11 protein-coding genes are annotated in these 13749 nt (G+C 62.6%); 5 read left to right on the forward strand and 6 right to left on the reverse strand.

Going from position 1 to position 13749, the window contains the following annotated elements; translation table 11 throughout:
• Nucleotides 1-74 precede the first annotated feature (74 nt).
• Nucleotides 75-986, forward strand: a complete 912-nt coding sequence (locus GH665_RS13720) for a LysR family transcriptional regulator (protein WP_153136323.1) — start codon at nucleotides 75-77, stop codon at nucleotides 984-986.
• Between the two features lie 9 nt (nucleotides 987-995).
• On the opposite strand, the gene GH665_RS13725 is transcribed toward GH665_RS13720, so the two are convergent.
• From GH665_RS13725 to GH665_RS13745, 5 genes are read right to left on the reverse strand one after another with little or no spacing between them, the layout of a single operon-like run.
• Nucleotides 996-2597, reverse strand: coding sequence for a rhodanese-related sulfurtransferase (locus tag GH665_RS13725; RefSeq protein WP_153136324.1), 1602 nt, complete (start codon nucleotides 2595-2597; stop codon nucleotides 996-998).
• The gene (locus tag GH665_RS13730; protein ID WP_153136325.1) at nucleotides 2594-3202 is read right to left on the reverse strand and encodes a cysteine dioxygenase family protein; all 609 of its coding nucleotides are present in this window, start codon (nucleotides 3200-3202) and stop codon (nucleotides 2594-2596) included. Before GH665_RS13730 ends, GH665_RS13725 begins: the two co-directional genes overlap by 4 nt.
• A gap of 33 nt (nucleotides 3203-3235) precedes the next feature.
• Nucleotides 3236-4288, reverse strand: coding sequence for an ABC transporter substrate-binding protein (locus tag GH665_RS13735; RefSeq protein ID WP_217361878.1), 1053 nt, complete (start codon nucleotides 4286-4288; stop codon nucleotides 3236-3238).
• A gap of 14 nt (nucleotides 4289-4302) precedes the next feature.
• A complete protein-coding gene (locus GH665_RS13740) occupies nucleotides 4303-5157 on the reverse strand; it encodes a class II aldolase/adducin family protein (protein WP_408278871.1) in 855 nt (284 codons plus the stop codon).
• 20 nt (nucleotides 5158-5177) lie between these two features.
• Nucleotides 5178-6257, reverse strand: coding sequence for an LLM class flavin-dependent oxidoreductase (locus GH665_RS13745; protein ID WP_153136326.1), 1080 nt, complete (start codon nucleotides 6255-6257; stop codon nucleotides 5178-5180).
• A gap of 717 nt (nucleotides 6258-6974) precedes the next feature.
• On the opposite strand from GH665_RS13745, the gene GH665_RS13750 reads away from it, so the two are divergent.
• The 3 genes from GH665_RS13750 (at nucleotide 6975) to GH665_RS13760 (ending at nucleotide 10717) form a co-directional block, all read left to right on the forward strand.
• Nucleotides 6975-8141 carry an IS30 family transposase gene (locus GH665_RS13750; RefSeq protein WP_153134736.1) on the forward strand — a complete coding sequence of 389 codons (1167 nt, stop codon included), beginning with the start codon at nucleotides 6975-6977 and terminating at the stop codon, nucleotides 8139-8141.
• 120 nt (nucleotides 8142-8261) lie between these two features.
• Complete coding sequence (locus tag GH665_RS13755) at nucleotides 8262-9392, forward strand: IS481 family transposase (RefSeq protein WP_153134442.1); 1131 nt, start codon at nucleotides 8262-8264, stop codon at nucleotides 9390-9392.
• Between the two features lie 329 nt (nucleotides 9393-9721).
• Entirely contained in the window at nucleotides 9722-10717 is a 996-nt protein-coding gene (locus GH665_RS13760) for an LLM class flavin-dependent oxidoreductase (RefSeq protein WP_153136327.1), read from the forward strand.
• 138 nt (nucleotides 10718-10855) lie between these two features.
• Here GH665_RS13760 and GH665_RS13765 read toward each other — a convergent pair whose 3' ends face one another.
• On the reverse strand, nucleotides 10856-11992 hold the full coding sequence (locus tag GH665_RS13765; RefSeq protein WP_153136328.1) for an alpha/beta fold hydrolase: 1137 nt from the start codon (nucleotides 11990-11992) through the stop codon (nucleotides 10856-10858).
• A gap of 468 nt (nucleotides 11993-12460) precedes the next feature.
• On the opposite strand from GH665_RS13765, the gene glgC reads away from it, so the two are divergent.
• Nucleotides 12461-13726 carry a glucose-1-phosphate adenylyltransferase gene (gene glgC, locus GH665_RS13770; RefSeq protein ID WP_153136329.1) on the forward strand — a complete coding sequence of 422 codons (1266 nt, stop codon included), beginning with the start codon at nucleotides 12461-12463 and terminating at the stop codon, nucleotides 13724-13726.
• Nucleotides 13727-13749 lie beyond the last annotated feature (23 nt).

Consider the following 13749-nt stretch of genomic DNA (forward strand, 5'->3'; position numbering starts at 1 on the left):
GCCCGCATCGATCCGGGTATCATCGAACGCACAAAACCTGCGCCTCTGGCGCACTCACTGAGTCACCGCTCACCATGAAGATCGACGATATCGACGCCTACGTCACCGTCATTCGCTGTCAGTCGTTGCAACAGGCGGCGCTATCACTCGGCCTCACGCAACCGGCGATCACGCGCCGCCTGCAGAACTTCGAAGAGGCGCTCGGCGTCGAACTGCTCGACCGCAATACACGTCCGCTCAAGGCGACCGCAACGGGCCGCATCGTCTACGAACAATGCCGCGTGATCCAGCGCGAACTCGACGTGTTGCGCGAGATCGTCGCCACGGATACGCCGCCGGTCGGCATGCTGCGCCTCGGCGTCGCGCAGACGATTGCCGATATCGCGCTCACCGATGCGATGCGCGGCCTCAAGACCGCCTACCCCGATCTGCAAGCGCGGGCGTCGACCGGTTGGGGCAGCCAGTTACTGCAACGCGTCGAGCAGGGCGAACTCGACGCCGCCGCGATCCTGCTGCCCAGCAACAAGACCTTCGACGAAACCTTGTCGGCGCGCTCGCTTGGCCGCGTCAAGCTGGCAGTGGTCGCGCAGAAAGGCTTGTTGAAGAAACGCGCGCATACGCTGGCGGAATGCCAGTCGATCGGGTGGGTATTGAATCCGGACGGTTGCGGCTTTCGCGACGGCCTGCAACGCGCGCTGACGGGCCTGGGGCTCGCGCTCAAGCTCAATCTGGAAACACTCGGCACCGAACTGCAATTGCAACTGGTTGCCGACGGCAACGGTCTGGGACTCGTGCCCCTACCGTTGCTGCAGGCCAGCGCTCATGCGGACGCGCTCGACATCGTCTCGATGAGCGACTTCAAGCCGCTCATCGATATCTGGCTCGTGCACCCGCGCGTGCTGGGTAAGTTGCAGCAGCCGGTCGAGCAGTTTGGTGCTGCGATCGAACGGCAATTCAAGGAGGCGCGGGCGCAGCGCGCCGCCTGAGCCCGCCCCTCAGATCACGCGAAAACCATGCGTCCCATCGCGTCCAAGCTGAGCGACCAATCCGTACTCCCACTCCAGATACGCGTTCATCGCTTCGCGCGCGTTATCGGTTCCCTCATACGGACGACGATAACGATCGATGCGCGGCGAAGCCAGACGCGCCTCGCCACTGTCCACGGCGAGACCCGCTTCGATCCACGCACTCGTGCCGCCGCTTAGCACCTGCACCGGCTTACCTGTCAACGCCGCCACGTCAGGCGCAGCGAAGCGCGCAAGCAGACTGCTGCCGCAGGTCACCACATACCGTTGCGCATCCGGCAGCTTGCGCAACGCCTCTTCGAGTTGCCCACGAATCGCGAACCATGCGCCCGGGATATGGCGCTTCACATAGTTCGCGCTAGTCGTGAAATCCAGCACGATGGTGCCGGGCGACTGCAGGAGCGCAACCAGTTGAGCCGGTGAAATTTCATCAACCTCGGGCGGCACAGGTGCATAACGCGCGGCGGGCGCGGGGCCTTTTTCAGCAAAGTCCGCATTGTTCAAGCCGTCTACGACGTACACCTCGACGTTCATCTGCGCGAGCCACGACGCAGTCATGTTCGCGCGCACGCCGTCGTTGTCGGCGAGAATCACGCGCGCGCCTCGCACCGGCGCGAACATGTCGGTCTCCTGCACAAGCTGACCGCCCGGTGCATTGCGAAAACCGGGCACGTGCCCCGCTTCGTATTCCTCCGGCGTGCGCACGTCGAAGCGATAGACGGTGCGCACCGCTTCGTCGGCCCAGCGGCGTGCTTCGTCACGCGAGGTGCGCCCCACTCTCGCACGATCGGCCACCTCGCGCGCGGAATCGGCGGCGGCGAGACGAAGCGTGTCATCGACAATCGGCTCGAAGCGGCGCGAACTGCCATGCGCGAGCGCTTGACCGGCCAGGGTCCAGCCGATGGTGCCATTGCGCAGCGCCGCCACCGGATTCGGCACCCCCGCATTGATCAGCGACTGCGCGCCGATGATGCTGCGCGTACGCCCCGCGCAGTTGACGACAATCCGCGTGGCGGGATTCGGCGCAAGCTGACGTGCACGCAGCACCAGTTCGGCGCCCGGCACGCTGATGCTGCCCGGAATATTCATGGTCTGGTATTCGTCGAAGCGGCGGGCATCGAGCACCACCACGTCAGCCTCGTGATCGAGCAGCGCCAGCACTTGCGGCGCGCCGAGAGACGGCGTGTGGCGTTCGCTTTCGACCAGTTCGCCGAATGCCTTGCTCGGCACATTGACGTCCTGGAACAGCTCGCCGCCCGCCTCGCGCCAGCCTTGCAAACCATTCTCGAGCAATGCCACGTCGGTATAACCCAGCTCGCTCAGACGGCTTGCAGCACGCTCGGCGAGCCCTTCGCCGTCGTCGAACACGACCAGCGGCACGTCGCGGCGCGGCAAACGCACCGGCGCGTCCAGTTCGAGCCGCGACAGCGGCAGATTCGCTGCGAACAACGGATGACTGCGTGCGTGCGGATCTTCCTCGCGCACGTCGACGAGCGCGATTTCCTCGCGTTCGAGCAGCGCGCGGCGCACGTCTTTGAATGATCGGATACGGAACTCTTTAGCGAAACTCATGAGATCAGGGACTCCCTCGAAACATTCCAGATATTCGGCAACACGTCGTTCGAGTAACCGGAGATAAATGTTTTGCACCCACCGCCGGCAGGATAGACGGAACGCGTCACCGCGCCAATATTTGCACCGTACACGTGAATGCTGATCGACGTACGGTCACGAAAAACATTACTCACACGATGGATATCGCCAATGCGCGGCGACACGGCATCCACGGCTCCGGTGTCGAGACGCTTTGGCACCCCGTCTTCCTCCAGCGCGCCGCCTGGCGTGATGCGATATCCCTGAGCAATTTCCGCACCACGCAACACGCCGATCAAACCCCATACGGTGTGATCGTGCACCGGCGTCGACTGGCCCGGTCCCCATACAAAACTGACGATTGAAAAGCGCTGCTGCGAATCGGCATGCAGCAGAAATTGCTGATAGCGCTCGGGATCGGGCTGCGCGAAGGCGTCGGGCAACCAGTCGTCGTGCGCGATCAGTTCGCGCAATGCGGCACCGCCCGCGTCGAGCAACTGTGCTTCGGGCCCACGTTCGTCGACAAGCGAAGCAATCCGGCCGACGAACGCGCGCAGCCGGTCCGGCCTCAAGGTTTGAGTCATTGAATGATCAGAAGGTAAGTTGGCTTGAATCGCTTACACACCGCGGGCGAGCGCGGCGTTGAAGGTATCGGTCCATAAGGGAGCGACGTCGACATGGCGGTCGATTACTGCCGCCCGCGCGAACGTATCGGCCACCTGCTGCTCGCTCGCGATGTCCGCCGCCGTGACGCCGGTGACGCGGCGTGGCTGGCTCTGGTTGCGATACAGCGAACGGATCGCCTCCTCGGGTACGCGCAACTCCGCCGACAACACCTTCGCGTACGCATCCTGATGCTGGCCGAACCACGCACAGGCACGTTGCAGCCGCACCAGCAGATCCGCCGACGCTGCCCGCCGTTGCGGATCGGCAAGCACCGACGGATGGCCGTAATACAGGTAATTGCCGGACAGATAGCCGTTGGCGTTTTTCAGCACGCGCGCGCCCGCTTGCGAGATCGCCAGCGGCACGTTGTAGCCGTAGATCGCCCACGCATCGAGCGACCCCGCGTTGAACGCCGCGAAGCCGTCGCGTGGCGCGAGCGAGGTGGCCTGAATATCGTTGAACGAGAGCCCTGCCTCTTCGAGCATGCGCAGCAGGTAGTAATGCGTCGTGGTGGCGCGCAGATAGCCCACGCGCTTGCCCTGCAGATCGGCGATGGAGCGGATTGCCGAGCCCTTCGGGACCAGCACGACCTGGTTGTTGACGTCGTCCTTGTAGACGGCGATCACACGCACCTGGGCGTTCTGCAGACGCGCGAAGATCGGCGGGATCTCGCTGCCCGAGGCGATGTCGAGCGAGCCGCCGTTCATCGCTTCGACCATCGCATTGCCGGACTGAAACTCGGACCAGTCGATGGCGTACGGCGTATCCGCGAGGCCAGCGGTTTTCAGCAGCGTAGCGTCGCCGCCTTTGTAGGTCGCGACACGCAAACGGACCTTGCTGAGATCGATGCGCGGCTCGGTTTTCTCACTGGCCGCGGGCGTGGTTGCGGCGGCCATTGCCGACATCGCGCCGGTGCCCGCTGCGCCGAGCAACGCGGCCGCCGGCAGCGCGGACACGAGCCGGCGGCGCCGGAGCGAAACCGGCGAATCAGAACGTTGGGTCATCTTGTGAGGGCCGTTCAGGTGAGGACGTCAGGCTCGGCTTCGACCAGCCCTTCCAGCAAGCTCTGGAACGCAAACAACGCACCGCCGGGGCGGCCTACCTGCTCGTGTGTGAGCGTGGCGACATCGTGCGGAATGGGCTGCGGCGTGCCCGCGGCTTCGGCGAGCAATTGCGCGTGGCAGGCGTTATCGAGTGCGATATACCACCAGGCCGCCGCCTCGACGGTCGGACCCGCGGTGAGGATGCCGTGATTCTTCAGGATCACCGCTTTTCGTTCGCCCAGCGCCGCGGCGATGCGCGCGCCTTCATCGGTATCGAGCACGACGCCGCGAAAGTCGTCGAACAGCGCGTGGTCCTGATAGAACGCGCACGAATCCTGTGTGAGCGGGTCAAGCGTGCGGCCGAGCGTCGACCATGCCTTGCCGTAGAGCGAATGCGTGTGGGCGGCGGCGACCACATCGGGGCGCGCCTCGTGAATTGCCGCATGAATCGCGAAGGCCGCCTGATTCAGCGGACCCTCGCCGACCACGATCTCCCCTTCTGCATTCACCAGCAGCAGATCGGACACGCGGATGCGGCTGAAATGCTTGCCGAACGGATTGACCCAGAAGTGATCCGGCCACTCCGGATCGCGCGCGGTGATATGGCCGGCGAGCCCCTGGTCGAAGCCATAGCGCGCGAACAGGCGGAACGCCACAGCGAGCCGTTCCTGCCGATAGCGCCGCTCTGCCGCGATGCTTTCACGCGGCGCAACGTCGTCGAACCAGAATTTGCGGACTGGCGCGTGACGCTGGAGCGGCGCCGTATCCGGGGCGTGGTACAACGCGGGCGCGCTGTGCGGCGCCGGGGTATTTTGCAGCACGGTGGACAGATCGGTCATTGTGACTCCGTTCAGGCGGCGACGCGCTCGACGCGCGCGATCCGTTCGCGGGCGGCCGGAATCAGTTCACGGCCGTAGTCGATGGCGTCTTCGAGCGGATCGAAGCCGCGCACGAGGAAGGTGGAGACGCCGAGCGCGTAATACTCCGCGAGCGTGTCGGCGACCTGTTCGGGCGTGCCGACCAGCGCGGTCGAATTCGAGCGTCCGCCGATTTCCTTGGCCACGCCGGTCCACAGACGTTCATCGACGCGATCCGATTCGCCGGATGCCGCGAGCAGCCGCCGCGCGCCTTCGCTTTGTGCCGGGCCGCCTGCACCGAGTCCTTGCACCGCGCGCAGGCGCTTCGTTTCCTCCAGGATGTGTTCCGCGCGTTCCCAGGCGGCCGCTTCGGTCGCGGCGAGAATCGGCCGGAACGACACTGAGAAGCGCACGGTACGACCGTGTTTGGCTGCTTCCGCGCGCACGCGGGCGACCTGCTCGCGGACTTGCGCTTTCGATTCGCCCCATAGTGCGTAGACGTCCGCATGACGCCCGGCAATTTCGAGTGCGGGCGCCGACGCGCCGCCGAAGTAGACGGGGATATGCGGTTGCTGCACCGGTTTCACTTCGGAGAAGCCTTGTTCGAAGCGATAGTACTGGCCGATATGATCGAAGGGTTTCGCCTCGGTCCAGATGCGGCGCAGGATGTGCAGGTATTCGTCGGTGCGGGCGTAGCGTTCGTCATGCGACAGGTGGTCGCCGTCACGGCGTTGTTCGGCGTCGTCGCCACCGGAGATGATGTGGACGGCGAGGCGTCCGCCCGAGTAGTGATCGAGGGTTGCCAACTGGCGCGCTGCGAGCGTGGGCGCGACGAAGCCTGGGCGATGCGCGAGCATGAAGTGCACTTTGCTGGTGACGCTGGCCGCGTGGGCCACGGTGAGAAGCGCGTCGGGGCTGGTCGAATGATGCGGCACGAGGATGCGGTCGAAGCCCGCGGCTTCGTGTGCGCGGGCGAATTGCTCCACGTAGTCGATGTCGATGACCGGGCCTTGCGGTAAGTGGGTTTCAGACACCTTGCGGGTCTGGATCATGCCGATGAATTCGATGGACACGGTGGGTGTCTCCCTAAGTGAGGTCTGTTTGCCCGGCGGGGCGGTGGCTTTTCTTTTCTGGCTGGATCTGTTGCTCTGTTCGAGGGGTTTAAGGTAGCAGCGCTACATGCGGTTGTTAAATATTGATCGGACATATCTATATCGGGTTTGCATGTAATGGGGTTTGGGGTCGTGCCTGCCCGGCAGGTTTGGGCCTGCGCGGCGCTTTTTGCTGTTGGTCTGGGTCTTTGGCCTTTCCTTGATTTGTTAGTGGTCTATTAGCGTTGCCCCTGTGCGGGGCGGCACCTACTTTTCTTTGCCTGCCGCAAAGAAAAGTAGGCAAAAGAAAGCGGCTCAAACCGCTAATTCTTAAGCGGGTCCCCTGGCTTGGAGGGGGTAGTGGTGCATCTGGAATCTGTCGCCTCGCACATTCGGCGTTAGTGACAAAGCAGTCATACCTCCGGCGGCCTGCGCCGCCGAAACCCGGTTTCGAAAACCATCAGTTATGCAAAGCGCCGGCCAGGTTTCCCAGGCAGACCCGTCCGCGACGCACGCAGTGCGGAGTGGGAGCTGATGAGCGCTTTGTCAACGGCGCGGAGTGTGCGAGTGCACGGATTCCAGATGCACCACTACCGTGGCTGCGCGGGGGACCCGCTTATGAGCTGGCGGGGTGAGCGGCGGATTCAACCGGTCATTGCAACACCTCTGTTCCAATACGGAAATGGAGTGTGGAGCACGATGGAACGACAAAGAAAACATTGGTTGAGCGCGGAGCAGAAGAACGAGATATGGAGGATGTGGCGCGAGGGTGAGTCGTTGAGCACAATCGCGCGCATGCTCGAGCGTCAGCCGAGTGGGGTTTATCGGGTTGTTCACAAGACCGGTGGAATCTCTCCGGTCGCTCGTACACGATCTGCCCGGTCACTGACACTTGCCGAACGCGAGGAGATATCGCGGGCCTTGGGGGCAGACAGATCGTTGGGCCAGATTGCCCTGCAACTGGGGCGCTCGAAATCGACCATCAGCCGGGAGATCGGGCGCAATGGCGGTATTCAGCGATATCGGGCGCACGAGGCCGATGCGAATGCCTGGGAGCGTGCACGGCGGCCCAAGGCGTGTGCGTTGTCGGGCAACGCGCGTCTGCGCCGGCTGGTGGCAGCCAAGCTCAAATTACAATGGGCTCCTGTACAGATAGCGGGATGGCTCAGGCGCGAGTTCCGGGTCAACAAGGACATGCAGATATCTCACGAGACGATCTACCGCAGCCTGTTCATCCAGGCGCGCGGGGTGCTTAAAAAGGAACTCGTCACCCATCTTCGTACGAACCGTACGATGCGTCAGGCGAAGAGCGCCTCGGCAAGCGGCCAGAACAGGGGCAAGATAATCGGGGCAGTGTCGATCAGCGAAAGACCCGCTGAAGTGGAGGACCGCGCGCTGCCCGGTCACTGGGAGGGCGATCTGCTGGCGGGTTCGAACAACACCTACATTGCCACACTGGTGGAGCGGCACTCGCGTTATGTGATGCTGGTCAAGGTGGCAGGCAAGGACACGGCAAGTGTGGTGTCCGCGTTGATAAAACAGGTGAACAAGCTGCCAAAAGAACTGCGTGGATCGCTGACATGGGACCGCGGCACGGAAATGGCGAGCCACCGGAACTTCACGATTGCCACGGACGTGCAGGTGTATTTCTGCGATCCGCGAAGTCCATGGCAACGGGGCAGTAATGAAAACACGAATGGCCTGCTGCGTCAGTACTTCCCCAAAGGCGAGCCGGTGGGCGGCTATTCGCAGTCAGAATTGAACAAGGTCGCCGCGCGCCTGAACGGTCGGCCCCGGCAAACCTTGCAATTTATGAACCCGGCTGAAAAACTGGCAGAAACGTTGGGTGTTGCGTTGACCGGTTGAATCCGCCGCCGCTTTCTTTGCTTATCTTTCTTTGCGGCGGTGTATAGACCGGAGACATAGCTGACAGGTGTGCGGGGACATGGTTGACACTTCCGGGTACTAAAACACCCGGTCCCGACCATGCCCTGGAACGCAAGAGACACTATGAGCCTCCGACAGGAATTTGTTCATCTGGCCAGTCAGGACACGCTGACGATGACCGAGCTGTGCCAGCGCTTTAACATCAGCCGGCAGACCGGCTACAAATGGCTCCATCGCGGCGAGCATGCGCTGGCAGATCAATCCCGACGCCCGCTCAGCAGTCCGTCGAAGACCCCCACTGCGATGGAGCAGGAAGTGGTACGGCTGCGCCAGGCCCATCCGCGCTGGGGCGGCCGCAAGATCAGCCGGCGCCTGCGTGATCTGGGCCTTGAGGCGGTGCCGCAGCCCAGCACCGTGACCGACATCCTGCACCGGCACAACCTGATCCTGCCGGCCGATTCAGCGATGAGCCAACCCTGGAAGCGCTTTGAGCACGAGCAGCCTAACGTACTCTGGCAGATGGACTTCAAGGGGCACTTTGAGACCCTCGGGAAGGAGCGCTGCAGCCCCCTGACGGTACTCGACGACCACTCGCGCTTCAGCATCCTGCTGCGCGCCTGTGGACCCACCGACACCGCTACCGTGCAGACAGGATTACGGGAGGCGTTTGGACACTATGGCCTGCCGTTACGCATCAATACCGATAACGGCTCGCCGTGGGGTTCGCCTGGCAGTCCGGGTCAGCTCACCGAGCTGGCCGTCTGGCTGATCCGGCTGGGTATCCGCATCAGTTACAGCCGGCCTTACCACCCGCAGACCAACGGCAAGGACGAGCGGTTTCACCGTACGCTGAAGGCTGAAGTACTGAACGGACGAAGCTTCGCTACCCAGCAGCACGTGCAACAGGAACTGGACCGCTGGCGCACCGTATATAACTGCGAGCGCCCGCATGAGGCGATCGGCATGGACACGCCCATCAGCCGTTACCGGCCGAGCCCCCGGGCGTATCCATCGATCCTGCCGGAGCCGGAGTACGGCCCGGATGACGTGGTGCTGCTGGTTAAATCGGATGGCCGGCTACGCTTTGAAGGACGGCACCTCAAGGTCTCGAATGCACTTTATGGACTGCCGGTTGCGGCACGCGCAAAGCCGGGCGAAGACGGCGTATTTGAATTCTGGTTTGCCCATCACCGCATCCTCACCCTTGACCTGAGGAGCGACAATCACTGACCATAAAGTGTCAATGATGTCTCCGCACGTTTGTCAACCATGTCTCCGGTCTATACACGGCGGCAAAGAAAGTAAGTGCCGCCCCGCACAGGGGCAACGCTAATAGACCACTAACACAACAAGGAAAGGCCAAAAGACCAACACCAGAACAGACCACAAGAACACAGCAAGGCAACGCCAAAGAGCCAGATCAACAACAAAACCGCCGAACAGGCCCAAACCAAACCCTTCTACAAACATGGAAATCGCAGAGCCATCTGCACAAAACCAAAACCTTTGCCAAAATGCCCCATCGCGCGAAAGCGCCCAAAACACCAAATGAACAGAAAATGATCCCCTTCTCAGTGCTGGACCTCTCGCCAGTCATCGCCGGCGCCACCCCCGCGGACGCGTTCAGAAACACGCTGGACCTCGCCCAGCACGCGGAAACCTGGCACTACCGCCGCTTCTGGCTGGCGGAACACCACAATATGACCGGCATCGCCAGTGCAGCCACCTCGGTGGTAATCGGCCACGTCGCCGGTGGCACGAAAACAATCCGCGTCGGCTCCGGCGGCGTCATGCTGCCAAACCACGCACCGCTCGTCATCGCGGAACAGTTCGGTACCCTCGCCTCACTCTATCCGGACCGCATCGACCTGGGCCTCGGCCGCGCACCCGGCACCGATCAAAGCACCGCCCGCGCACTACGCCGCGATCTGCAAAATAGCGCGGAATCCTTCCCCGACGACGTCGTCGAGTTGCAACGCTATTTCGCCGACCCCGTGCCGGGCCAGCGTATTCGCGCCGTCCCCGGTGCCGGCCTGCATGTGCCGCTGTGGCTGCTCGGCTCGTCGCTGTACAGCGCACAACTGGCGGCGGCACTCGGTCTGCCGTTCGCATTCGCATCACACTTCGCGCCCGACCACATGTTCACCGCGCTAAAGGTCTATCGCGAACAGTTCCGTCCGTCGGCAACACTCGATAAACCGTACGCGATGGTCGGCGTCAATCTGTTCGCCGCCGATAGCAACGACGAAGCGCGACGTCTGTTCACCTCGCTGCAGCAGCAGTTCATCAACCTGCGGCGCGGCACGCCCGGTCAGTTGCAACCGCCAGTGGAGCGGCTCGAAGCGTCGGAGATGGAGATGAACGGCGTCGCGCATTCGCTCGCCTGCTCCATCGTCGGTGATCGCGATGTGGTACGCGAAGGACTGCTGTCCGTGATCGACCAGACCGGCGCGGATGAATTGATGCTGACCGCACAGATCTACGATCACCAGGCCCGCTTGCGCTCGTTCGAAATTGCCGCTCAGGTACGCGAAGAATTGAGCGCGGACAAGTAGCCGCACCGGCAACGAATAATCCGACCGGCGCCTGGCAACGCCGGAAAAAGGTGAAAAGGGCAGCCCCTCAGCAAAGGACCGCCCTTTTTTGCATATCGCATGGCCGGTTGACGTTCGAGTCAACTCCCCAGCAACAACTCACCGATTAGCCGTCACCGCCGCCAGCCCGTCGAGGAGCGCCTTATGAAACGCCTGCGGATCCTGCATCTGCGGCGCGTGCCCCAACTCGGCGAATTCAACCAGCGTCGCATGCGGGATCGCCTTCGCAGCAGCCTTGCCCAACTCCGGGTAATGGCCGATCTTCGCGCGCACCTCGGGCGGCGCTGCGTCCTTGCCAATCGCGGTCGTGTCCTTCTGGCCGATCAGCAAAAGCGTCGGCATGCTCAGGTGGCCGAGTTCGTACACCACCGGCTGCGTGTAGATCATGTCGTACAGCAACGCGGAATTCCACGCGACGATCTGTTTGCCGGGGCCGCGGTACATTCCCGCCAGCATCTGTACCCACGGCTCATAGTCCGCGCGCCACTGGCCGGCGTAATAGGTAGCCTGTTCGTAACGGCGAATGCCGTCCGCGGTCGTTTTCAGCTCGCGTTCGTACCATTGGTCGACCGATAAGGACGGCACGCCCTTCGCCTTCCAGTCCTCGAGGCCGATCGGATTGACCAGCACCAGTTGTTCGGTCTCGTGCGGATACATCAGTGCATAGCGTATCGCGAGCATGCCGCCAGTCGAATGGCCGATGATGCTCGCGTTGGTCACGCCGAGCGATTCGAGCAACGCATGCGTGTTGCGCGCCAGTTGCTGAAAACTGTACTGATAGTGCTCCGGCTTGCTCGATTTGCAAAAACCGATCTGGTCCGGCGCGATCACCCGATAGCCGGCGTCGCTCAAACGATGAATGGTGGCGTCCCACGTCGCCGCACAAAAGTTCTTGCCGTGCAGCAACACGGCCGTACGGCCATTCGCATGCGCCGGCTTGATATCCATGTACGCCATGTGCAGCGCCACGCCTTGCGAGGTGAAGTCGTATTGTCCGACCGGCTCCGGATAGCTGAAACCCTGCAACTCGGGACCGTACGCCGGACCGTCGTTGTCGGCGGCGGCAACCGGAGCGGCACCGGCAGAGGCAGAACCGGACGCGGTAGCCGGAACACCGGAACCACCCGGACCACCGGCAAGCGCGGCGCTGGCCGGCGTGGCGGCAAAAACACCGGGCGCGGCAGCCAGCACGCAGGCGCTCACGATGGCAAACAAAGACAGGCAGCGGGCATTCATCGATAGTTTTCTTGCAAGGAGAAATCGGCGGCAGGAAGCATGCGGGTCGCGCACGCCGGCAAACCAACGCCCGCACCCCGTTCAGAGCGGACGATTCTACGACGCGCCGCCGGACTTTGCTGCCGGGCGCGCAAATCCACCACGGCATCGGCCGGTTTGGCACGCATATTGCGGAGGCTCACCTTGCGTTCTATGTGTCGTGGCGCACGGATGCGGCCGGTGCAAGGGTTGATCGTTCGCAAAGCGGCCGCACGAGAGGCATCCGCACAATCAACACTATTCGCTCACGGCAAATCGGTGCTAGAACTAGCAGACAGGCTCGCAAAAACAGGGCCGCCTGGCAGCACGAATCAATCGCACGGAGCGAAAAAAGCACAAGACCATCCGGGGCATACTAATCAGCAACTATGTTGCATCGGCTCAAAGTAGGCGCTAACACGCTCACTCTGGCCGACAAAGGAGATAGACATGGAAACTCCGGCACGGCTGAACGATCTGCAACGCACTACCCTCGCCATTGTCCTTGCAGGCGGACGGGGCACTCGGCTCGGGCCGCTCACCAACAAGCGCGTCAAGCCGGCGGTGCACTTTGGCGGCAAGTACCGGATCATCGACTTCGCGCTCTCCAATTGTCTGAATTCCGGTATCCGCCGTATCGCGGTCGTCACGCAATACAAGGCACATTCGTTATTGCGCCATCTGCAGCGCGGCTGGGGTTTCCTGCGCGGCGAATTCGGTGAATTCATCGATCTGTGGCCGGCGCAGCAGCGTGTGGAAGGCGCTCACTGGTACCGCGGCACCGCAGACGCCGTGTTCCAGAATCTCGACATCATCCGCTCGATCCGGCCGAAATACGTGGTGGTGCTGGCGGGCGACCATATCTACAAGATGGACTACACGCGCATGCTCGCGGATCACGCGGAAAGCGGCGCGGATTGCACGGTCGGCTGCATCGAGGTGCCGCGCATGGAAGCGGTAGCCTTCGGCGTGATGCATGTGGATGAAAACCGGCGCGTGACCGGCTTCGTCGAGAAACCTGCCGATCCGCCCGCCATGCCTGGCCGTCCGGACGTGGCGCTTGCGAGCATGGGCATCTATGTATTCAGCGCCGATTACCTGTACTCGTTGCTCGAAGAAAACATCTCGAGCGTCGATACCGATCACGACTTCGGCAAAGACATCCTGCCGCGCGTCGTCACGCAAGGCATGGCGATTGCGCATCCGTTCAGCATGTCCTGCGTGTCGTCGGACCCCAGCGTGGAGCCGTACTGGCGCGACGTCGGCACGATCGACGCCTACTGGGCAGCCAACCTCGACCTCGCCTCCACCATCCCGACGCTCGACCTGTACGACCGCAACTGGCCGATCTGGACGTACCAGGAGCAATTGCCGCCCGCCAAGTTCGTCCGCGACATGAAAGGCCTGCAAGGTACCGGCAACAATCTGATCGTATGCGGCGGCTGCGTGATTTCGGGTTCGCAGATTTCGCGCTCCGTGCTGTCGTCGAATGTGAAAGTGAGTTCGTTCTGTAACATCAATGAGGCAGTCTTATTGCCGCAGGTGACCGTCGGCGCGAGCTGCCGGCTGCAAAAAGTGGTGATAGACCGCGGCTGCACGATTCCGGACGGCACGATCATCGGCGAAGACCCGGTGGCCGACGCCGAACGTTTCTATCGCACCGACGACGGCGTGGTGCTGGTCACGCCCGAGGCGCTGCAACAGAAGCGAAAATGACGGAGAGCGTGACGCTCGCCGGA

It is taken from the genome of Paraburkholderia agricolaris (assembly GCF_009455635.1).
GTDB lineage: Bacteria > Pseudomonadota > Gammaproteobacteria > Burkholderiales > Burkholderiaceae > Paraburkholderia > Paraburkholderia agricolaris.